At 43.5% G+C, this 21,147-nt stretch carries 20 protein-coding genes; 11 read left to right on the forward strand and 9 right to left on the reverse strand.

Annotation, left to right across the window (positions count from 1 at the left end):
- Positions 1-125: 125 nt before the first annotated feature.
- Together ACYVJ6_RS01035 and ACYVJ6_RS01040 are read right to left on the reverse strand one after the other, a co-directional pair.
- The gene (locus tag ACYVJ6_RS01035) at positions 126-1,241 is read right to left on the reverse strand and encodes a FecR family protein (RefSeq protein WP_460692191.1); all 1,116 of its coding nucleotides are present in this window, start codon (positions 1,239-1,241) and stop codon (positions 126-128) included.
- A 90-nt stretch (positions 1,242-1,331) separates the two neighbouring features.
- On the reverse strand, positions 1,332-1,901 hold the full coding sequence (locus tag ACYVJ6_RS01040) for an RNA polymerase sigma-70 factor (RefSeq protein ID WP_460692192.1): 570 nt from the start codon (positions 1,899-1,901) through the stop codon (positions 1,332-1,334).
- Between the two features lie 336 nt (positions 1,902-2,237).
- On the opposite strand from ACYVJ6_RS01040, the gene ACYVJ6_RS01045 reads away from it, so the two are divergent.
- Together ACYVJ6_RS01045 and ACYVJ6_RS01050 are read left to right on the forward strand one after the other, a co-directional pair.
- A complete protein-coding gene (locus ACYVJ6_RS01045; protein WP_460692193.1) occupies positions 2,238-2,489 on the forward strand; it encodes a helix-turn-helix domain-containing protein in 252 nt (83 codons plus the stop codon).
- A 158-nt stretch (positions 2,490-2,647) separates the two neighbouring features.
- Positions 2,648-2,866, forward strand: a complete 219-nt coding sequence (locus ACYVJ6_RS01050) for a helix-turn-helix domain-containing protein (RefSeq protein WP_460692194.1) — start codon at positions 2,648-2,650, stop codon at positions 2,864-2,866.
- Between the two features lie 256 nt (positions 2,867-3,122).
- On the opposite strand, the gene ACYVJ6_RS01055 is transcribed toward ACYVJ6_RS01050, so the two are convergent.
- Entirely contained in the window at positions 3,123-4,721 is a 1,599-nt protein-coding gene (locus ACYVJ6_RS01055) for a hypothetical protein (RefSeq protein ID WP_460692195.1), read from the reverse strand.
- A 98-nt stretch (positions 4,722-4,819) separates the two neighbouring features.
- Here ACYVJ6_RS01055 and ACYVJ6_RS01060 point away from each other — a divergent pair, with 98 nt between their 5' ends.
- On the forward strand, positions 4,820-5,875 hold the full coding sequence (locus ACYVJ6_RS01060; RefSeq protein ID WP_460692196.1) for a hypothetical protein: 1,056 nt from the start codon (positions 4,820-4,822) through the stop codon (positions 5,873-5,875).
- Positions 5,876-5,881: 6 nt separating this feature from the next.
- Here ACYVJ6_RS01060 and ACYVJ6_RS01065 read toward each other — a convergent pair whose 3' ends face one another.
- Together ACYVJ6_RS01065 and ACYVJ6_RS01070 are read right to left on the reverse strand one after the other, a co-directional pair.
- The gene (locus ACYVJ6_RS01065; RefSeq protein WP_460692197.1) at positions 5,882-6,685 is read right to left on the reverse strand and encodes an SOS response-associated peptidase; all 804 of its coding nucleotides are present in this window, start codon (positions 6,683-6,685) and stop codon (positions 5,882-5,884) included.
- Between the two features lies 1 nt (position 6,686).
- Complete coding sequence (locus tag ACYVJ6_RS01070) at positions 6,687-7,175, reverse strand: hypothetical protein (protein ID WP_166584121.1); 489 nt, start codon at positions 7,173-7,175, stop codon at positions 6,687-6,689.
- Positions 7,176-7,321: 146 nt separating this feature from the next.
- Here ACYVJ6_RS01070 and dinB point away from each other — a divergent pair, with 146 nt between their 5' ends.
- The 7 genes from dinB to ACYVJ6_RS01105 are packed head-to-tail and all read left to right on the forward strand — an operon-like array spanning position 7,322 to position 14,896.
- The gene (gene dinB / locus ACYVJ6_RS01075) at positions 7,322-8,479 is read left to right on the forward strand and encodes a DNA polymerase IV (RefSeq protein ID WP_460692198.1); all 1,158 of its coding nucleotides are present in this window, start codon (positions 7,322-7,324) and stop codon (positions 8,477-8,479) included.
- A 10-nt stretch (positions 8,480-8,489) separates the two neighbouring features.
- Entirely contained in the window at positions 8,490-11,438 is a 2,949-nt protein-coding gene (dnaE, locus tag ACYVJ6_RS01080) for a DNA polymerase III subunit alpha (RefSeq protein WP_460692199.1), read from the forward strand.
- A gap of 31 nt (positions 11,439-11,469) precedes the next feature.
- Positions 11,470-11,703, forward strand: coding sequence for a hypothetical protein (locus ACYVJ6_RS01085; RefSeq protein ID WP_460692200.1), 234 nt, complete (start codon positions 11,470-11,472; stop codon positions 11,701-11,703).
- Between the two features lie 18 nt (positions 11,704-11,721).
- Positions 11,722-12,234, forward strand: coding sequence for a hypothetical protein (locus ACYVJ6_RS01090; RefSeq protein ID WP_460692201.1), 513 nt, complete (start codon positions 11,722-11,724; stop codon positions 12,232-12,234).
- Between the two features lie 51 nt (positions 12,235-12,285).
- Entirely contained in the window at positions 12,286-12,726 is a 441-nt protein-coding gene (locus ACYVJ6_RS01095; RefSeq protein WP_460692202.1) for a hypothetical protein, read from the forward strand.
- 4 nt (positions 12,727-12,730) lie between these two features.
- A complete protein-coding gene (locus tag ACYVJ6_RS01100) occupies positions 12,731-13,597 on the forward strand; it encodes an AbaSI family restriction endonuclease (RefSeq protein ID WP_460692203.1) in 867 nt (288 codons plus the stop codon).
- An 18-nt stretch (positions 13,598-13,615) separates the two neighbouring features.
- Positions 13,616-14,896 carry a DUF6602 domain-containing protein gene (locus ACYVJ6_RS01105; protein WP_460692204.1) on the forward strand — a complete coding sequence of 427 codons (1,281 nt, stop codon included), beginning with the start codon at positions 13,616-13,618 and terminating at the stop codon, positions 14,894-14,896.
- Here ACYVJ6_RS01105 and ACYVJ6_RS01110 read toward each other — a convergent pair whose 3' ends face one another.
- Positions 14,897-15,748: a hypothetical protein gene (locus tag ACYVJ6_RS01110; protein ID WP_460692205.1), complete on the reverse strand. Its 852-nt coding sequence runs from the start codon at positions 15,746-15,748 to the stop codon at positions 14,897-14,899. It abuts the gene before it with no gap.
- 76 nt (positions 15,749-15,824) lie between these two features.
- On the opposite strand from ACYVJ6_RS01110, the gene ACYVJ6_RS01115 reads away from it, so the two are divergent.
- Positions 15,825-17,567 (forward strand): hypothetical protein, encoded by a 1,743-nt coding sequence (locus ACYVJ6_RS01115; RefSeq protein ID WP_460692206.1) that lies wholly within the window; start codon positions 15,825-15,827, stop codon positions 17,565-17,567.
- Positions 17,568-17,823: 256 nt separating this feature from the next.
- On the opposite strand, the gene ACYVJ6_RS01120 is transcribed toward ACYVJ6_RS01115, so the two are convergent.
- Genes ACYVJ6_RS01120 through ACYVJ6_RS01130 form a run of 3 tightly spaced genes read right to left on the reverse strand, consistent with a single transcriptional unit; the run spans position 17,824 to position 21,142 of the window.
- Positions 17,824-18,981: a hypothetical protein gene (locus ACYVJ6_RS01120; protein ID WP_460692207.1), complete on the reverse strand. Its 1,158-nt coding sequence runs from the start codon at positions 18,979-18,981 to the stop codon at positions 17,824-17,826.
- Between the two features lie 24 nt (positions 18,982-19,005).
- Positions 19,006-20,034, reverse strand: coding sequence for a hypothetical protein (locus ACYVJ6_RS01125; protein ID WP_460692208.1), 1,029 nt, complete (start codon positions 20,032-20,034; stop codon positions 19,006-19,008).
- A gap of 4 nt (positions 20,035-20,038) precedes the next feature.
- Positions 20,039-21,142 (reverse strand): conjugative transposon protein TraM, encoded by a 1,104-nt coding sequence (locus tag ACYVJ6_RS01130; RefSeq protein ID WP_460692209.1) that lies wholly within the window; start codon positions 21,140-21,142, stop codon positions 20,039-20,041.
- Positions 21,143-21,147 lie beyond the last annotated feature (5 nt).

Here is a 21,147-nt window from a genome sequence, read left to right on the forward strand (position 1 = left end):
CTGCATTCATTTTCCAGATGCGGGCAGCCGTGTGGGTTAATAGTTTAAAATTATTGATCGCCTATATAAGTCAGGGGTACCGGCAGTAACCGGCACCCTGGCTTTAATTAACTATTACTGATCATTTATTTCATTACCGAGACCCTCCTTCCCTCCAACCTGAAATGGACAGTTTTTGTAGCCTCAAGTGCTTTGATCACTTGGCTGATATTTTTATTACGAGAGACTCTGCCATAAATACCTTCAGTGCTAACAGTATCGGAGTAGCGGACGTCAACATCGTACCAACGGGAAAGCTTACGCATCACACTGTTGATCGGCTCATCATCGAACTGAAAGTAACCTTCTTTCCAAGCAACTGCTTCATCGGTATCAACGGTTTTAATGTTTATACCCGCAGCTGATGCAAGGGACTGTTGACCGGGAAATAATATATGGGTATTCTTTTTTCCCAATTGGCTGACTTTGACGCTACCTTCAAGAAGAGTAGTTACAATGTTTGGCTCGTCCTCATAACTATTAATATTAAAGTGTGTTCCCAATACTTCCACCCTTTGCTGACCGGAGATTACAATAAAAGGATGTGCTTTGTCTTTGGCAACCTCGAAATATGCCTCGCCGGTTAGCGTAACGATCCTGTTTTCTGAATTGGCGAAGGAGGTCGGAAAGGTGATCGAGGAGGCTGCATTCAGCCAGACTTGTGAACCATCGCCTAACCGAACCTCCCATTGACCGCCTTTCGGGGTTGATACTGTATTTTGTGAATGATCTTTTCCTGAAGTATTAGGGAATCTAAAGGAGATCCGTCCCGAGCCATTTTTGGTGACCTGAATACCAGCTTGTTTTAGTAGCAAGCCGTTATGGGCATCCGTAAGATTGATTTGTTTTCCGGAAGCCAGTGTCAGGGTTGCTTTGTTTGAGCCCGGTGGCAGGTCATGAGCGATTTGGACTGGCTTGGCAGGCTGTCGGCTAACGACGTAAAGTAGCGTTACCGAAATGAGGATCCCTATGATCACCGCGGCGGCAGCCATCCTTGCACCGATCTTAAAAAATTCGCCTTGATTACCTGGCAGCCGGCGGAATAGTTCATTCTTTGCCGCTTCGATATGATGCGATGAGAGACCAGGTTTCACCGACTCGTTATGCTGGAGGTACCAGGCTTCAAGCACAGCCCGTTCATTTTCCGTAGCGGTACCATCATTATATTTGGTAAATAATGTTTTTAATTCCTCTTTATCCATGGCGGCTTAACCCTTTAAAACACTTCGTAGGGTGGCATAAGGAAATCGGAAGAAAAAAAGTAATATTTTTAAATATTGTTACCGCCGAGGTTAAAACAACATAAAAAACAGTAACCCCATTTTGGTGCGAAGAATACGCAGGGCGTTGTTAACTTGTTTGGAGACATTATTCTCAGATGTTTCGAGGCGTTCTGCGATTTCCTTGTAGGATAAATCTTCTTTTCGATTCATTTCGAAAATGACGCGCATTTTCGAAGGTAATTGCCTAATCTGCTGATCGATATAGGCTTGCAATTGTACTTCGCGAATATGATGATCAGTAGAGATTACCGGCTTAGCTTCCAGGAATGCTTGTAAACTCGCTAAATGATCTTGTTTCACTTTTTGATGTGCGTGAAGGTCAAATATTTTGTTTCGGACCGCGCCAATAAAGTAAGCTGGAAGGTTATTAATTTGAAAGTCTAATTCTCGCTTCGACCATAATGAAGTAAAAATATCCTGTACAACGTCTTTAGCTAAGTCTTCATCATCAATTTTTTTGTAGGCATGAATGTACAGGAGTCGAAAATAGCGATGATAAATTTCATTAAAGGCGGCATGGTCTGAGGCTTTGAGCAGCTTCAGTAATTCATCGTCCGAAAGGTTTTTATGACCAGCCATCTGCCAACATTTATTATAATGCGAGCCTCGGCTTCGGGAGAGAGCTAATATGGCCGAAGCCGCCCTGTCATATACCCTGGCTCTGGTAAGCCGCCTCTTTCGAGGTGATCATATGACATAAGCGAGCTCCGGCCCTATTGATATAGGGGACGGAACTACACTTACCGTCGCGATCAAATTTACCAGATTCGGGTGCGAGGCTCTTAGCAGTCCTAAAACGTTCTTTTTAAGACTGCAAAAATAATGTAATTATCGTTCTACAATTATACTAAGTTAATTATTTATGACACACATGCATGTCATAATGTGCAATTATTTTGTATTCTTTTATTGCTGATGTCTTTAGAACTTAAAATATCAGCAATTGAACAGCACGTAATTAAATACGTGACGGATTTGCGTAATGAAAAAAATCTTACTCAGGATGATATTGCTACCATTATTGGTGTAAGCCGCTCTTTTATTAATAACATTGAGAGCAATAAAAGCAGAGCAAAATACAATCTCACACATATAGATAAACTCGCTGATCATTTCGGGCTTTCGCCAAAAGACTTTCTGCCGGCAGTAGCTAACAAACATTTATGATTTTACCGAATAACGACTTCTAAACCGTCCTCAATCATGCAATAGTATAGAATTTCTAAACAATTGTATTCAAACTCTATCCAAATTTAAAATTATTATTTACAAAATCTAAACACCCGTACATTAATTCTAAATAACTGTAAAGAAAAATAGAATTAATGACAGAATTAGGCTTGTACTTAACCAAAAAGTCTGTTAACAAAGCGGAAATTGCCAGACGGACTGGGATAAGTAAAGCTCGTTTAACACAGTTAACGAATAATACTTCCACGAAATTAACAGCAGAAGAACTTTGGAAAATCGCTCTGGCGATTGACATTCCGCCAAGCAGCTTACTGACTGAAGTTTGCGGTCACATAGTATTACCGCAGAACTGATTGTTTAAGAGGATAAGGGTGATGATTAAGCAGAGCCCCCCATAACATACCTCGGAGAATCGATAAGATATCGTTATAACTTATGCATATAATCGATCAACTTACTTAAAGCTTTCAGTAGTGTGGTTAGCTGTACAATTGTTTTTAAAATAGCGGGGAATATCCGGCGATTGAACTTTTTCATACTTTGTGTTAATTAATAACACAAAAGTTCAATATGCAACGACGCGTAACTGGTTATAACTGGTTACGATTTTTAATCGAACCCAGCATTTCTCTTGAATTCGGCCATATCTGTTTTAGCGCGCGATAATGCATCCGGGAAATCCTGTAAAAGGACTATTACCTGCTCGAAATTTTTCAGCTTATTATAGTTAATTGTATCAGTAAGTTCAGCACCTACCAATTTATTCCGCGTGCTATACCGTGAGAAAAAGTTATATATTTTCCCACCAGTATTATGGCCATAGGCTTTGCCAATTTCGTCTGCGTTGGTTCTGGTAACAATGACCTCGCGCTTATATAAATACAACAATGCAATCACAATTTGGGAAGGGCGCTTGGGCTTTCCTTGTTTCCTGGTTGGAGGCAGCACCGGAATTTTGCCGCCGTTTTGCTTCAGCCATTCCACAAAATGATCAGCAAGATTTAATAGCTGATAATGATCCGCAGCTCTTTCATGACTTTGATGCAAGTCTTGATGAAACGCCTTCATTTGTGCCACATGCTCATATACATCATTGAGAAAATAGCTGTATCCCCCACTTTCCGGGTCATGCCCAGCGCTGATTCTTTTTAATATCTGTGGGAAATCAGCTTCGGTTGCACGCCTGGTTTGCGCGATGCTGATCTCACTTACCCTTACAACTTTCTCAGGTTTGTCAGTATCTTTATCATTGATGTCATACCAGAAACGCCCTTTGTGTCGGGGTGCAGGCACCCTGAAAAAATCTGACAGACGGCTACGCTTGAAAAGCTTTTCAAATAGCTCACGGCTGATCAGCGAACTATCATTGAATTGGCCTAAATCGAGGGACGGCAGTCCGTTCGCTTTTGGCACAAAAGATTCACGCATCTTGTTTTCCAGCCATCTTTTATAATGGAAATATTTTCCATAAACCTGTGAGACCGTGCTACCCATTGCCATATTAGCAAAGTGAGTATCGTAATAACCCATGGTGATCCGCAGATATTCATGTTTCCAATCGCTATCCTCGCATTTAAAGGCAGATTCCATTTGATCGTGGTCAATAGATGCAATAAATTTATCAAGCTGGGAGATCTCGCTGAAAAACACTTCAGCAGTCGGCTCGGCATGCAAGCGCTCAAACTCTGAAATATAATGTTCCGCCATTTGTTGGGCCATCAGAAATTTCAGCCGCTGAAATGCTTCCTTTGGGCTTTTGGGTTCAGGGATATACGTGTAAGGCGTGCCCACGGGCACATCCATGCGCCGCGCTGTTTCTTCATCAGCTACCGCTGCCACCCTAACGGTTCCTTCATAAATTACAGAATTACGCTCGTGTAGATTCAGCCAATGGTCGATATATTGATTTACTTCAATAATGCGTAGCTGACCATTTTTCAAAAGCTGCCTGTAAGCCGTAGCAAAGCCTGTAACAAATGCAAATTTGGAATATTTGCAGCTTTCATACTGGTGCCTTAATACGGGCGACAAATAATAGGCGCTAACATTGATCTGATGCGCCTCGAACACATCTACAAGTAACTCATATAACTTTATAAAAAGATCTGTATTGGTTGGTGTAGGAGCGGCTTTAGGCAAGACGATCTGATATTCGCTGGTCGCAACCGAGTCTTCATAACGGTAATCATATAATATTTTTTCTTCCAAAATTATAACCTCCAACTAATGGGCTTTAGGTATCAGTATCGCTAAGTAATATGATTACAAAATACGTTAATTTTATATCATAATAATCCTATAATACCGTGGCTGCTACAACGCTTTTCGATGATTTTAAACGGGCCGACACCAACCGAGACAATTTTCAGGTTCAGCATTATGCTTTCCTGAATACATCTGCTGTACCCGAAGCCGAAAACGGCAGACAAAAAATTCTTTCCTGGGCGGAAGGTTTTACGCTAAATGCGGAATTCCTGAGACGGTTCCGGTCAAAAATCAATAAACAACACAGCGCTGCCTTATTGGAGTTGTTTATATTTAATTATTTCAAAAGCCACAAATTCCCAATTAGAAATATCGATCGTGCTCAAGCGCCAACACCTGATTTCAAAATCGAAGGCAAACAACAATCGATATATATAGAATGCACCCGCTCCAGCAATTCAGGTACTACTGATAGTATTGATACACTACAATTTGTAATATTAGATTCCTTTAAAAATATTGATAAGCAACAGCACTTCATCAACATATCCTGGCTGGTTTGTTCTGACAAAACCCCTTCCCTCAAAAAAATCCGTCATTTCATACGTGAGTTTATAAAAGACAAACAAAGGCAATCTGTATTGATAATAGATGATGCGGGATGGAAAATTCAGATTAGCCTTTTACCCGCATCGCCAGAGGTTAAACGGGGTATTGGTTTTATGCAGCATCCCGCACAAGTTGTAACGCCGCACCTGAATGTATTAACCGCATTAAATGACAAGCGTCCCGCAAGATATAAGCTGGATCAGCCTTATATTATCGCATTGCTTAGTGAAGATATGTACCTTGATGATTTGGATATGGATTTAGCGCTATTTGATGGTGCGCCTTTTCAGGATAAATTACCAATAAAGCGCGGCCGCGGAATGGCGTTTTTCGTTGGAAAGCAGCAACTCATCAACACTTCGGTTTCGGGCGTGCTTTTGATACAACAGCTTTCACCATATAGCAACGCACTTCCCAAAATGATGTTGTACCATCACCCGAACGCGAAATATCCGCTTGATCCTTCAATGTTTAGCATGCCTCAAAAATACTATATAAAGCTTGATGATCACTCTTTTAAAATTGTTGAAATTAATAAAATTGACTAAGCTCTATCAAAAAAGGCTTGTTTGTTCTTCTGGCGGCTGTTCCTGTCCATATATCGGCAATTTTTTGCCCCAATCGTAGTAGGCGTTCGGCACAATACCTTCCGGCTTTGGTTTACGGCTGCGAATGGAATAAACCGGATGATGCGCTATAGCGTCAGATGGAATTTCGAAATGAAAAAACTCCTCCATATCATCATCGCCAAGGTCATCCAATACCCACGCCTGTTCCATTTCCGGGGTAAGAAACAATGGCATCCGGTGCTTATTATCGCCGGAATTGTGTATCCATCTCATTTTTTCATTCGCGCCCCGCGTGATCATGGTGAAGGTGGCGATATTGTACAGATCGCCGGTATATTGATCTACCTCCTGACTGACCTGGTATAGGGCGGGTACGTAAAATTGTTTGCGGCCTTCCAGGCTGATATGATAGGGGATTTTATTTCTGAAGCCCGCCACTTCGCGGTGCTCGTAAATACCCGTCGTCGGGATCAAACAGCGATTCTGCCTTATGCGGTACCAATACGATTTTTTGTCGCCGACAATTCTTTCCGAGCGTGCATTAACCATATTGGAACGCTGCGACTGGCGTTCGCGAGGATCATCGATCCACGTGTTGATCACCCCCCAGCCCATATTCGCCAGGGCCAGCGCTTTCCGGTTAACCACGATGGGGTAGGTCGGCAATATCTCGCAGGTCACATGAACCATGTCCGTTGGATAGTGCGCGGGATTGGGGGCCAACTGAATCCCTTTGAAATCCTGAGTTACGATCTGTATTTCTGAATGGAAACTGATATCCCTGCACATACTATTTGATCATATCGTAAAATAATGCGGTATGGCTATTTTCACCCGATGTGATCTCAGCTTTCAACCGGCCGTACTCTGCAAATATACGTACATCATAATGATCTTCTTTTTTCATCCTGATATAGTGAATATAAGCAGAAACGTTCTTCACAAAGGCCTTCTGCAACCTTTTCTCATGCTTCGCATCTATCGTGCCATTGTAGAAGACCGTCAGGCCCGATTCATTTTTCAAAAGCTTGCTGATCGCCTGATACTGGTTCAGATCCAGCAGGTCTTGCAATTTACCTTCGTTAGGTCGCAATTGCTGTTCATGAAAGCGCGCTTCCGGTTCATTAGCATAGGCTGACAAAAGAAAGGTCTTTTGGGGAGGCTGACCAGGCCATTGAAACCGCTGGATCACCACATAGCGCTTGCCTGTACCCAGTAATTTTTTCAGGGTATCGTCCTTGATGCGCAGGAAAGGATTATAAAACAAGCTATCAGCCATTTAGCCCAGTCTTAAAAAATATTTTCAAATATAAACAAAATGCTAATATTTTTAGTATTAGTTTTGTTGTCCGCTTTCCGAACAAAAGAAAGCAAATTTTAATATGGTTGAACTTTAAACATTTTATATCGAATCAAAGCATACATATGAGCACCGACCGCCAGATCATCCACATGGACCAGGATGCGTTTTTCGTATCCGTAGAGGTCCGGAAAAATCCACAGTTAGTAGGTAAACCGGTCATTATCGGTAGCCTTTCCGACCGTGGAGTGGTAGCGTCGTGCAGTTATGAAGCAAGAAAGTTCGGTATCCATTCTGCCATGCCCGCCCGTATGGCGCGTATGCTCTGCCCGCATGGGATCTGGATCAGGGGCAACATGGATGAATATTCCAAAGCATCGCATGAGATCACCGAAATTTTAAAAGACAACGTGCCGCTTATTGAAAAAGCGAGTATTGATGAGCATTACATCGATATGACCGGTATGGATCGTCATTTCGGTACATTGAAATATGCGAAAGAGTTACGGGCCAAAGTCATGAAAGAAACGGCATTGCCCATTTCTTTCGGCCTGTCTGTAAATAAGACGGTTTCCAAAATGGCGACCAATGAATGCAAGCCTAACGGCGAATTGAATATAGAAAAAGCTGTGGTTCAGCCGTTTTTGAATCCTTTATCTATCCGCAAAATTCCCGGATTAGGTGAAAAAACATTCATTAAGCTGAGTGATATGGGTATCAAACGCATCTATGAACTTTCACAGGTGCACCCGGAATACATGAATAGTATCCTGGGTAAAAATGGGATCTGGCTATTACAGAAAGCAAAAGGTATCGACGAATCGCCCATCATTCCCTATCAGGAACAAAAGTCTATTGGTACGCAGAGCACTTTCAAAAATGACAGCATAGACCTCACGGCGATCAATGACCTCTTAGTTTCTATGGTCATGGAACTGGCTTTTGAACTGCGCCAAAAGAAAAAGCAAACCGCCTGCGTAACGGTGACGGTGCGATATTCTACACGTGAGGATGTCACCAAACAAGCGACCATACCTTACACGGCATTGGATGGACCGCTTATCAAAAAGACAAAAGAATTATTTAAAGCCGCCTATCAAAAAAGGTTGCTGATCCGCCTCGTCGGTGTCCGTTTGTCTAATCTGGTCAATGGCTTTGAGCAGATCGATCTGTATACCGCTTCAGAAGAGCAATACAGTCTTTGCCAGGCGATGGATAAGATCCGGCGGCGATTCGGCCCAGACTCCATCAAACTTGCATCCGGCATCAATCTTAATCTTTAAAATTTCTCTCATGTACATTAACGTGCACTCGCAATACAGCCTACGCTACGGCACCATGTCGATCCCGGCATTGGTCGAGGAAGCGGTGGGTTACGGTGTTACGCAAATGGTACTGACGGATATCAACAACTCTACGGGGATCATGGAGTTTATGCGGGAATGCGAGGCCAAACAGGTCAAGCCGATCGCCGGACTGGAATTCAGAAGGGATAAACAGTTACTATACTTCGGCATCGCGCAGAACAAGGAGGGTATGAAGGAACTGAATGATTTCTTATCGGAACATAATTTGCAAAAGAAGCCCTTGCCGGATGAGGCACCGCCTTTTAAAAACGCATTTATCGTTTACCCTTTCCCCAATGAAAAAACTTTATCAGATAACGAATACCTCGGCATTCGCTATGACCAGCTGAACAGCTTGTTTAATGTTGACCTGTCAACCTTTAAGTCGAAGTTACTGGCCCTTCAGCCAGTTGTTGTGGCTGACAAGATCGAGTACCGCCTGCACGAATATCTAAGGGGGATAGATTTGAATGTTGTATTAACCGAAGTCACTGCATCTGACAAATGCCGTCCCAGTGATATGTTCCTGCCGCCAGGTCAGCTGGAAGCGAAATTTTCCCGCTACGCCTTCATCTTGGATAATACGCGGAATCTGATGAACCGCTGCGTGATGGATTATCCTAAAGGCCGAGTAAACCTTAACCGCCGTACTTTTACCGGCAACAAAAAGAATGACCGGGAGCTGCTGGAAAAACTGGCCCTCAGCGGCATGGAATATCGCTACGGCAAGTCAAATAAAGAGGCGCAGAAAAGGATAAGGCACGAATTAAAGGTTATATACGAACTGGACTTTTGCGCCTATTTCCTGATCACCTGGGATATTATCCGTTATTCCAATTCACAAGGGTACTACCATGTTGGCAGGGGCTCAGGTGCCAACAGCATCGTGGCCTACTGCCTGAAGATCACAGATGTAGACCCTATAGAGCTGAATTTATATTTTGAACGGTTCCTCAACGCGCAGCGCACATCGCCGCCGGATTTTGATATTGATTATTCCTGGGATGAACGTGAAGATGTGCAGGATTATATTTTTAAACGTTATGGCAGTCAGCATACCGCGCTTTTAGGCACCATGTCAACTTTTAAAGACCGTAGCATTATCCGTGAGATCGGCAAAGTAATGGGTTTGCCGAAAGCGGAGATCGACGGGTTTACCGATCAGACCCGCGCAGCAATTAACCAAAATAACGATACATTTCGCAAAATCGTCGCGATCCACGAACGCATGGCCAATATGCCCAACCAGCGTTCAATCCATGCCGGTGGTGTCTTAATTACCGAGGAGCCGATCACGTATTATACGGCACTCGACCTGCCGCCAAAAGGTATGGCTACCGTGCAATGGGATATGTACGAAGCTGAAAATATCGGTTTTGATAAATATGACATCCTTAGCCAGCGGGGGATCGGTCATATAAAAGTAGCGGTGCAATTAATAGAAGAAAATCAGCAACGCAAGATCGATATTCACCAGGTTAAAACGTTTATGAAAGACCCGGCGATAAACGCCAATCTGAGGGTCGGAAATACCAAAGGCTGTTTTTATATCGAATCTCCCGCTATGATACAGCTAAACCGCAAACTCGGCTGCGATAGTTACCTTGTGCTGGTTGCTGCCAGTTCTATAATTCGTCCGGGCGTTGCCAGTTCCGGTATGATGGGCGAATACATCAAACGGCACCATAACCCTAAAGACGTAAAGTACCTACATCCCGTCATGAAAGAGCAGTTGGAGGAAACTTATGGCGTGATGGTTTACCAGGAAGATGTGATCAAGATCTGCATTCACTTTGCGGGTATGGATGGCACTGATGCCGACATTCTGCGTCGGGGCATGAGTGGCAAATGGCGTTCGGAACAGGAAATGAACCGGATCAAGCAAAGTTTTTTCACTGGCTCCAAAAGACTGGAAAGGCCGGACGATATCGCTGCCGAAGTTTGGCGTCAGGTCAGTTCTTTTGCCGGGTATAGTTTTTCCAAAGCACATTCGGCCAGCTTTGCAGTAGAAAGCTATCAAAGCCTGTACTTAAAAACTTATTTCCCACGGGAATTTATGGTCGCTGTATTAAATAACTATGGCGGCTTCTATCAGGGTAATCGGCTCGTTTATGTTCAGGAACTACAAAGTGCCGGCGGTATCGTACACTTACCCTGCGTCAATAACAGCGACAGAGCTGTAAATATCAGCGGAGTTGAAGTTTACTTAGGCTTCATTGGCATTCATGGTTTAAACGGCGTGTATATTGAACTGATCCCCGAAGAACGCAAAACGAACGGGCCTTACCAAAACCTGGAAGATTTCATCAAAAGGACAGCTATCGGTTTAGAGCAGGTCATCATTCTCATTCGTGTCGGCGCCTTGCGCTTTACCGGCAAAAGCAAAAAAGAATTATTGTGGGCTGTTCACTTATTAATGGGTGCAAAAGCTAAACCTAACAATGATGCAGAATTGTTCCAGCTGGAAACAAAAAATTATTCCTTACCCGTCCTGGTCAATACCAGACTGGAAAATGCTTACCATGAACTGGAGTTGCTTGGTTTTCCGCTAAGCATGACCATGTTTGAATTACTGCAAACTGACTATCGGGGTGAAATAGGCGCGAATGATCTCATTAATCATATTGGACAAGTTGTAAGAATGGTCGGCCTTTACGTTTGCGAGAAAACAGTGCACACCAAAAACAGCCAACGAATGTGGTTCGGTAACTTTCTTGACGTTGAAGGCAACGCTTTTGATACTGTACATTTTCCTAATAACACACCCATGTATCCCTTCCGGGGAGCGGGCTGTTACCTCATATTGGGTAAGGTCGTGGCAGAATTTGGCTTTGCCAGCCTGGAGGTTTTGAAATTTGCTAAACTTCCCATTTTACCTAACCCGGTAATTTCCTGATATACTGATGAGCTCATTAAATTTTTAACATATGGATAGGATAAACATTCAGTGCCTGATTGACGGCCAGCCAACCGAACTTCAATTGGATAAAAAAGCGATGCCGGGCGAGACAGGGCCATGTTTTATGATCACGGCGGGCGGTTGCTTCAAAGGATATATCGCCCAAGAAAAAAGTGGCGATTATCAGCCCTTAGGCGCACTGTATTACACCACCATGGACCTGCAGGTGATCGGCGAAAAACTCCGGGCGCACGTTAAATAATATTTCGTAGTTTGGACTATGCAATATGAAATCGGTAAAACGTATGAGGTGACCTGTGCCGAACTAAGGTGGAAGGGTGACGGCTTACTGTTTTATATACCGGTGTTTGACCATTTGCATGCCGATCCTCAATTTGGTTTCCCACATGAACACTATCACATTGATGGCCGCTTCGAGATTCACCCCAGAATGCGACATTGGTTCAAGGTAAGTGACGGCCATACGTTAACGGTAATTGTTACCCATAACAACGGCAGTTACAACTTCCTTAAACTTGTAAAACGCCGGTTGCTTTTAGAACGCCAAAATACGGGCTTATTGTTTTCAACCGAACCTCCGGAAGCCGGCTCGGAGAACCTGATAAATTACCATGCCTGGTATCAGTCTTTCGTCGGGCGCTCGTGCAAAGGCAAACGTTGCCCGCATTTTGGTACCGAAATGCTGGAGAGAAATGGAAGATTAGTTTGCCCGATGCATCATTTGACAGCCGACGCTGTAAAGCAGGTGATCATTCCCGAAGGAGAGCGGTAAACTTTAGTCAGAATTATTTATGATATTTGCTCATAGCTAACAGATGATACTATGAGTTTCCTGTCTTTCATCATGCGCGCTTTTAAGCTGAAACCATCATGGAATGGAAGCCCTGAAATGTTTCTGGCTTTGGTGCTGGATATGCAGCACCGGAATAACCCCGTATACTCACTTAGCGAAGTTCTGCAATGGGGTGAGGTGATGCAAAAGGTCATTAATGTAAAACTCGCTCCATTTAAAAACTTTCCCGACCTGTTACAAAACGGCACTCCGGACTATACGCTTGTTAAAAAGATGGGCAACAAGCTGGACGAGCTAAACCATCGCCAAGAATTGAAAAAAGCGATTTACGGCGAGCATACGGACCTGGGCGACGATGATATCATGACAAGTAGTGCGGAAGGTGCGGTGTTCGCCAGAAAGATGGTAAAAGACCTTTCTAAATATGTCGATTTTCCTGAAAATGAACGCCGAAAATTAGACGATCTTTAACTCAATGGATCGAAAGTTAGAATATATAAGCAGGCTTTTTAAAAAAATGAGTGCCAAGGGATTGGAAACTTACGTAATCAGCCGCATTTGGCATCTGCTCAATAACGAAGATATCAAGATCGTGCCGCAACAATATGTAAAGCATAGCAGCGGCCAATATTCACTAACCGATCTGTATTTCCCGCAATTTAATATTCATGTAGAGGTTAACGAGCCGGGGCATTATCACAACGAAGATAAAATTTGGAGCGACGCGATCCGCGAGCAGAATATCATCGCCTCATCAGGACACCAGGTGATGACGGTAGATTGTACAAAGGATATAACCGAAATTCACCGTCAGATCGACAACGTTATCGAGGCAGTAAATACAGCTGCTTTGCAGCAGGTCGAGCACCAAACATTTAAACCATGGCGACCCGAGTTTGAATATAAAGCAGCGTTTTATCAACGTCACGAAAGTTTAAATGCGTCGGACGATGTGGCGTTGGAAACCATTGAGCAGATTTGCGAACTTTTTAAGGTAAGAGTGCCCAAAATGGGTTTTTTAAGAAAAGGGGCCGCGCCATATCCAGCAATGGACAATACGATCATTTGGTGGCCTACAATGGGAAATAAAAACTGGCTCAATCGGATTAGTACTGATGGAAATACCATCACCGAAAAGGCCAATAATGAAAAAATCCCGGGCACACATGCAAACGGTGTTTTAACTCATCCCCATCGCCGGATAACTTTTTTTAAGGATCAGGATATTTTAGGATACACCTATTATCGTTTCAAAGGAATCTTTGAATTGGATCTGACGAACTCGAATCCTAATGACGGCTTGTTCTGGTCCAAAATAAGTGATAGCGTGCCGTTAACTTAACGAGACGCAAGACTATATTTGGAAAAATTTATCTCTATGACCATCAGTAGCACCAGCCAACTTATCAGAGAAATACTGGATCATGAACTTCAATCTTACAAGGACTTCGGATTTGATATCACCCACAGGCCGGATATTGGTGATCAATATGAAAATGCGCTGGTTAAAGGTCTTAAGGGTGCATTTCCATCGGATATAGATTTGCGTATCGTATCAGGCAATATTTACAATTCCGTTAAAAAGGAATCAGGTAAATACCGGACTTCCGGGCAAATTGATTGTATGTTGGTGTATGGTGAAGGACATTACATTCCCGGAACAAACAATAAGTATGCCTATCCAGTTGATCAGGTGCTGGCAATTATAGAAGTCAAAAAAAACTTTTATACCGCCGAACTGACCGACTCTTATGACCATCTCAAAGGAATCAGGGAAATATATAATGACCTGACGGGTTTAGATGCACCTGACTGGCAACATTTTAGGCGAATGTTCGCCCAACTGACAGGAAAAGCACTTCAAAATTATGAGGATCACGAAAACTTATCACTTCAGAATGAGGCGATATTTCATGGTTGGCTAACTCAATACAACAGCCCTTTAAGGATTGTTTTCGGCTATGAAGGATTCAAAAATGAGGCATCATTCCGGGAAAAATTCTACAACTTCCTATCTACCAAAACCCTACAGCAGGGTTATGGCCCGTACAGCATTCCCGATCTAATGGTCTGTGGGGAATCATGTATAGTTAAACTCAATGGAGAGCCATATCCATCCTTCTTTAAAAACGGTAAATTGGAATTCCTCGCTACGAATACAGGCCACACTATAGCTATTCTTTGTGAACTTTTGCTATCGAGGATCTCCCGTATTACTCCGATCGATTTTTCGGAAGACAAAGACGCTGAACCTTTGAACTATTTTATGAGTATGCAGTACGTAAGTCAGGGTGCTCTCAACGGATGGGCTTATGAAATGCATGAATTAGACGAAAGCGCTCTGAATCAGCAGAATGAGTTACAGCCGTGGCAGCCACTGGAAGTTTCAGAACAGCTTTTTAAGTGTTTTAAGGTTCTGCTGACCAATAATATCCCTATAAGTTTTTTTGAAAATAAGGAGGCTTTGCTGCAGGAACTCCTCGCTACACATTTTACAGCCGTGCTTGGCACGGAGTTAACGCTAACAACAAGAGAATTAAGGGTCGCCGAATACGCAGGAGGGCGTCGCTTTGTAGGTGAAAATGGAGATGGCTACTTTGATCTTTGGGAAGTTGCTTTTATACAGACCCCTGAGAGCTAATTAACTTTTGCTCACGGGTTCGCCGGCATAAATAACTGTATCCAGATATAAAGAAGTTCCGCGATTAAAATTATCAGCGAAATACATGATGCCGTCCACTCCATCGGGAAGTGAAACTTGCAGCCCTTTAAAAGTTGAAAAATTATCCATTAATGGTAGTACGGACCTGGCATAAACGTCATCACAAAAAGAGTAATTAACGGCCAGTAAGGTTTTACCGGACAAACCTGAAAATCCATTATTTCCAAATTTCCCTTTCAGCTTCTCAGTTACCTTGTAAGTAAAGTGATGATCTTGTCCATGCCCGTCAAAAAACTCGGTGAGTTCAGAACTATAATTAGGCATGTAAACGTCAAAGTTCAAGGTATTGCCGTTGCTGTCTGTCGCTGAAACATCAACATCATTCTTATTTACTTTGCCGTGTTGAAGAAATTTTTTTTCGAACTGAATTGTATAACCTTTTTCCGCCAGGTAGGCTGCTAAACTAAGCTCGGTCATACAGGAAAGAAAGCTAACTCCATCCAAATCCTTGATCTTCCCCATAAAGGAAGGATCTCGGACAAGGAAAGGAAAACAGCCAAGCCATTTGTTTAGCTTTTCAAAAAGCCCTACGCCATGCTGCATAAAATCATTCGTACTTACATCGTTGGAGTAAATCATAACGGCAGCGATCAGCATGTTTAATTTTCGTTCCGGCGTATCCCAGTATGCCTGAAATCCTCCGGCTGTTGAGACAATGGCTTTCCATCTCGGCCAATCCTTCTTTTTCATCATAGCAGCAATGTTCGGGTAGCGGCCAATAATTTTCTGTATTTTGTCAATTAAGTCTGTATCATCAGTAAAAAGGCTCATGTCGGAAGTTAGTAATTTAAATGATGTGAGTATTCTTAAACAATAATAACAGATGTAACGCAGAGTAACATTAAAAATGAAAAGAGCATTTCAACGGGATCAAATAGGTAATATGATTTTACCTCAGACTGAAATTGACTGGGATTCACCTGAGTTTAAGTTTTGGGAGCATTGCTATGTTTTTCAATATTTTGATTGTGAAAAAGAGCGCTTTTTGCCATGTTTTGATATCATGCGATATGAGATGGATTCAGTTGAATCTGCACGGAAGCACCCAGACTTTATGGAGGTGAAGCTGCACCATTTCCCCTTAGAAATGATCTATCGGGACGAAATGATCAGGCATCGTAATTTTGAAAAAGCGGCTCTCAACACCTTTTTTGCGGGGACTTTTGAACCACGGCATCCATCCATTTCCACAACCATCGATACCCGTTATTTCCGGCTATTGATGAGACGTTCTCATTATGAACAAATAATGAACTTCATCAATGAAGCCAAATTGCTGCCCTTTCGGGATCTGTTTTTAGAGGTTATATCAAATGGTCAGGAACTATTTCTCGAATATGTTTTTTACGCCAATGAAAAGTCCTTAAAGAAAAATATTAACGTTATCAAGCGTAATATTAATGACTTAACAGCGATTTTTTCATTAAGCACTCGGGAGGATAATGAAGCTTTGAGTAATCATGATTTAAAACTTCCTGCTCATATCCAATTCGCCTACCATCATAAACAATTCAAAATCTCCGATCGGTTTCTTATGGGAGATATAATCCGCTCTTACAAAGATAAACTCAATAATTCTGAGGTGAAAAACTGGCGATTTATGCTTGAGCGTTTTCAAGGCATTTATAATGACGATGTTCAGGAATTAAAATTTAGAGAGCGGTATGCGGGTGCGGTGCTTGAAATGTTTAAATATTTACAGAAAGTCCCTAAAACCGGAAAGGTGTCCAATGAAAACCTGCGTTTCATTGACAAATTCCTCTCATTTTCAGGCTTCGCCGCCGGTGGAATGGATGAACAGGTTGATGTGCGTATTAAACATCTCCGTAATTGGTTGAAAAGAAACCAATTCAGTCCTCGGGAAAAAAACCCTTCACTCACCATTGACCGGAGCATTTTAGAGAAGTACTTCGATAAGGATTTTTTGAATTTGCCCATGGAGGAAAATATAGACGAAGAATCAGGCGGTATAGCCGGTTTTATAATGATCAGGTTTGGCCTGGAGAAAAGAAAATTTGAATTGGTCTATATTGTAAAATGTCTCTCACAGGTTATCTGGTTGGTCATGGATCAGGTATCAAGAGGTTTGCTTAACCGGTCTGAGATATCAGCAAAATTTGAAGATTATAAATTCCTTATTGAGCGGATCAGTTCGGGCGAAGGGATCAGTGAGGTCACAGTTTCAATTGCGGATAAGCAGATTTCACTGAACGATACACTTCCCTTAAAAATTGTTACAGATGCGTTAAAATACTATCACGATCATTTTAAAGAGGAAGTTGAAAACGACCTTGTAAAATCGCACGTTGTTAAAGAAATAAATAATGGACAAGTTAGCTATAACCCCAATCAAAAATCTGAGTTTCAAAATCCACGTGATCAGTTTGTAGTAGGTTTCGTAGGTCAGATGTATCAATTTCTATTAGGCGAATTTCCTCCTGACGAACACGAATTTTCTCCGAAAGTCCGCTACTATTACATCATCGCGCAACTACTGATAAAGACCCATTATTTCCGAAGCAAGGGCAAAAACGAAGATATTGCTGCGGACCAGGTTGCGAAATGGCATCAACTGTATTTAAGTCGCTGAGTATCAATTGGAACACCAGGTGATATAATTTGGCTTGTACTGTTCCAACATTAGCGCCCAGGCTTTGGGACATTTGTACATAATATTTATATTATGAAGGCAAAAATCTCAAAGCAATACAAGCAAGTTCAGGTAGAATGGCCTAAGGTTTTATCTATCGTTTATCTTATTATTAAAATCATTGGTTCGGTGATCCATTTTCTGGGAATTTAGATTACAGCAAAAAAGGAAGGCAATGATGCTGCCTTCCTTTTTCTTAAACGGTCATTTTCCGCTTACGCGACTGCTGCTTTTTTTCAGGCAGGCCCTCCTTCTGCTGCCGGGTCTGTTTTTGTGTAGCACTGTTCTTTTGCGATGGCTGTAGTAATTCTTCGCGTTTGATGCGCTTCATTTTGTCATCGTACAGGTCAATGGTTTTAAATTGCGGGCTGGCGGAAACAAAATATTTGGTATCCTCCTTTCCGTTAGTAACCGTGATCTGCTGGGCATTCCCTTTGCGGATGGATTTTAACAAGCTTTCCTTGCTTTCGGCATTGTCCATTTCTTTAATGCCTTTCCCGGTCAAAACCTGCTCCAGGTCGAAGCCGTAATTTTCATTAAACCTCTTGATCTCCTTACTGCCGTTTTGAGTTAGATTTTCCGGGTCGAGCTGTAACCAGGCATGGTACTTTTCACCCTCTTTATTGAACAACTGTTTATGTACGGCACGGCCTTCCATCAGGTTGAATGCCTCTTTGGCGGTAATGCCGTTTCCTTTATTGATATAAAAGGTTTGGTTAACTTCCTTGTCTTTCCCCTTGTGCAGCGCCGCGTCATACTTGTTGAAGAAATACATGCCTTCGTTTTCACCGGCTTTAAAATACAATTGATAGTCTACCGGCTTCTGGTTGAATTCGTGTTTAGCATTCAGTACGAACTCGGGGGTTCCCTTACTGATCTGTTGCTCCAGCTCTTTGTTTACCTTATCGCCGAAGCCAAGGTTCAGCAGGCTTTTTTTCAGAAATTCTAAATTTTGTGTGTTCATAACATTTGATTTTAATTCATGGATATATTGTTCTGTTTCGGGTTTGCTTAGAGGCATAAAGGGGTCATGGCCGTTTCGTACCGATAGGCTAAGCGTCAAAAGTTCCAGTGCCATTGGCGCTGGGACATCCGGCCGGAGATATTGCATCACCTGGTTATTCTGTTTTCCGGGAATGTTCAACGAAGCATCGATGCAATAGAGTTGGTAACCATGTGCCTTATCCCATTGATACGACAAGGTGAACTCGGCTCCATCCTGTTTGGAATAGATATCATGGAGTTGTTTATCGCTGTAAACCATTCCGCGCAATTCATCCAGGTTTGCCGGGTCGTTGTAGCCAAGTTCCTGTAATTGCGTCTTCAGTTCATAAAAATTGACCGCCTTTTCCATAGTCTGATTTATTGCAATGATTAGTTAATGGACCTTATGCCCGTTCTTTTGGCTCTGCCGTGTAGGTTTCATCACCACGGAGGGTTTCCGGTTTTTTTCCTGTTGCTGCGCTTTTTGGCTGAGCTGTTCCGCACTGACCGGCTTCATTTTGGCATCGAAGATTTTGAGGCTGCCATTCGCAGGATCGGCCTGCACGAAAATGTTCTGGAACTGTCCGTTCTGCTTCCAGTGTGTCGGCACACATTGGCCGTTTTCCAGATATTGGGTCAGTTCCTCCTTATTGCGGGTGATGTTCGGCAGGGCTGCCAATGTCGTAGCGATATCAAAACCATGGTCCGGCGAATAATGCTGAACGCCCTGATTGCCTAACTCCACCCAGCGTGTATTTTCATGGCCGGTAGCGTCCGTGTAATGCTGTTTCAGCGCGCGCCCTTCCAGCAAACTGAGCACCTGATCCGCTTTAAGGCCCGGCCAGTCCGGTAATTCAAAGGAATGATAACGTTCCGCTTTACCATTTTCCACCAAAGTGCCCTCCAATTTTCCCAATTGAAAATTGCCGTAAACATCCTTGTCGAAATGCAGGTCGAGATTTAGCCGCTTGTCCGCCGTTAACTGGCAATCCAGCGGTAAGCATACCTGCCGGTGATCCGGGTCTAAATGCTGCTCCAGCTTTCCGGCAACTGAACTCAGCCCACGTTCACGCAATTGTTGTTTTAGCGTTTCCATGTTGGCCGCGCGCTGCCGGCCCTGCTGTTCCAGGTAAGCTGGTCCGTCGAAAATGCGATCTTTTAACCGGAGCAGGATGCGCTGCAAGAAATTTGGATAAAGCTGCTTTTCCAGCCTGTTCAACTGGTTCTCCAACAGCCTGAGAAAAGGCTTTTCATCCGGCCTTGCCGTATGGCGCAGGCGATGCCCGGCCTGTCGCAGGTGTTCCAGTTGCAGGGCCAGCATAGCCCGCTCATCGGTCGTTCCCGATTTCAGCAACGGCTGCAACTCATTTTTTTCATCCTCCCAGCCTTTAAAGGCAAGGAGCACTCTGTTCACTGGTTTCATACGCTTAAAATTTATTGACCTTTAAAAGCACGGGGTATTCATCTTTTAGCTTGACTTTGATCTTACGAACTTTCTTACTGAAAAGGCCTTTAGCGGCGTTGATCCCACCGGCGGCCGCTTGCGCTCCCAGGCTGGCATCCATACTCATGATCTGCATGCTTTGTACTGCATTATCAGCTCCCGTTCCGGCAGCGCCGCCAAGATCAGCTTCCGGTGCCGGAATGCCCGGCATGCCGTCCAGTGCAAAAACCGTCAGGTTGACCGGGATGATCTTTTTATCCAGCCGGATATTTTCTATGGTTAGCAACAGGCGTTGATTGGTCACCTGGCAGGCCCCGTAGATCAGCTGGCCTTTAGGCAGCCTCTCCCCGCGCAGGCGGATGGAATCTGTGAGCTTCAGCCGTACTGTGCCGCCGTTCAATACTTTTTGACGCCCGTCGATCATGGCGGGTATCGCTTTAAATGCGCTGTCCCTTTCTTTTTTTACAGCAGGCTTGCTGACAGAGCCTGGATTTTGTATCGCTTGGATTTTTGTCAGCATAGCGTTCAACTGTTCCATTTCAGGGTCTTTCGCTGACGATGAGTTCATGGCTTTCATCATCCGGTTGAGTTTTTTGACCGAACGGCTATCATCTGCATTTTCATAGGGCGTAGCAGGCTGGCTGATCTGGCGGTTGATGGCGGCCAGCTTCGCGCTGATGCGGTCCGACTGGATATCTGCTGTACTGCGCTTCAGATCAGGGCCGGCCGGGTTGTCCTTACTGACCGCGGCACTGTCCACGCTGGCAGGATCAAAACCCATCTGCTGCATAAACTCGCTGCCTGCGCCTTCACTCTTTTTTACGCTGTCTTTGGCTGCACTTTGGTAGATATCCATCTTATTGCTGGCTTCGCGGGTTTTGAATTGTGCGGACGGCAGGGCCATATTGATGCCTTTTTGCTGGCTCACTTGGTTATTGTCCGGTTTACCGCTGCCGCCACCGAGTGCCCAAAAGGCCATGGTCATAAACGGCAGGATCAGTAGAGGTATCACCAGGTAGAATTTTCTCCTTTTCCTGAACTCAGGATTCAGCGGTGTCTGGCCGCTGGTTTCATTGATAGTTTCCATAGTAT

This window comes from Mucilaginibacter puniceus (genome assembly GCF_054783175.1).

What these genes read in the sequence shown, in the direction of transcription:
- ACYVJ6_RS01090 (WP_460692201.1), top strand. Translation starts at nt 11,722, where the DNA reads ATGCAATATGAAATCGGTAAAACGTATGAGGTGACCTGTGCCGAACTA.
- ACYVJ6_RS01085 (WP_460692200.1), top strand. Translation starts at nt 11,470, where the DNA reads ATGGATAGGATAAACATTCAGTGCCTGATTGACGGCCAGCCAACCGAA.
- ACYVJ6_RS01045 (WP_460692193.1), top strand. Translation starts at nt 2,238, where the DNA reads ATGTCTTTAGAACTTAAAATATCAGCAATTGAACAGCACGTAATTAAA.
- ACYVJ6_RS01130 (WP_460692209.1), bottom strand. Translation starts at nt 21,142, where the DNA reads ATGGAAACTATCAATGAAACCAGCGGCCAGACACCGCTGAATCCTGAG.
- ACYVJ6_RS01110 (WP_460692205.1), bottom strand. Translation starts at nt 15,748, where the DNA reads ATGAGCCTTTTTACTGATGATACAGACTTAATTGACAAAATACAGAAA.
- ACYVJ6_RS01070 (WP_166584121.1), bottom strand. Translation starts at nt 7,175, where the DNA reads ATGGCTGATAGCTTGTTTTATAATCCTTTCCTGCGCATCAAGGACGAT.
- ACYVJ6_RS01065 (WP_460692197.1), bottom strand. Translation starts at nt 6,685, where the DNA reads ATGTGCAGGGATATCAGTTTCCATTCAGAAATACAGATCGTAACTCAG.
- ACYVJ6_RS01100 (WP_460692203.1), top strand. Translation starts at nt 12,731, where the DNA reads ATGGATCGAAAGTTAGAATATATAAGCAGGCTTTTTAAAAAAATGAGT.
- ACYVJ6_RS01040 (WP_460692192.1), bottom strand. Translation starts at nt 1,901, where the DNA reads ATGGCTGGTCATAAAAACCTTTCGGACGATGAATTACTGAAGCTGCTC.
- dnaE (WP_460692199.1), top strand. Translation starts at nt 8,490, where the DNA reads ATGTACATTAACGTGCACTCGCAATACAGCCTACGCTACGGCACCATG.
- ACYVJ6_RS01035 (WP_460692191.1), bottom strand. Translation starts at nt 1,241, where the DNA reads ATGGATAAAGAGGAATTAAAAACATTATTTACCAAATATAATGATGGT.
- ACYVJ6_RS01125 (WP_460692208.1), bottom strand. Translation starts at nt 20,034, where the DNA reads ATGAAACCAGTGAACAGAGTGCTCCTTGCCTTTAAAGGCTGGGAGGAT.
- dinB (WP_460692198.1), top strand. Translation starts at nt 7,322, where the DNA reads ATGAGCACCGACCGCCAGATCATCCACATGGACCAGGATGCGTTTTTC.
- ACYVJ6_RS01115 (WP_460692206.1), top strand. Translation starts at nt 15,825, where the DNA reads ATGAAAAGAGCATTTCAACGGGATCAAATAGGTAATATGATTTTACCT.
- ACYVJ6_RS01095 (WP_460692202.1), top strand. Translation starts at nt 12,286, where the DNA reads ATGAGTTTCCTGTCTTTCATCATGCGCGCTTTTAAGCTGAAACCATCA.
- ACYVJ6_RS01120 (WP_460692207.1), bottom strand. Translation starts at nt 18,981, where the DNA reads ATGGAAAAGGCGGTCAATTTTTATGAACTGAAGACGCAATTACAGGAA.
- ACYVJ6_RS01050 (WP_460692194.1), top strand. Translation starts at nt 2,648, where the DNA reads ATGACAGAATTAGGCTTGTACTTAACCAAAAAGTCTGTTAACAAAGCG.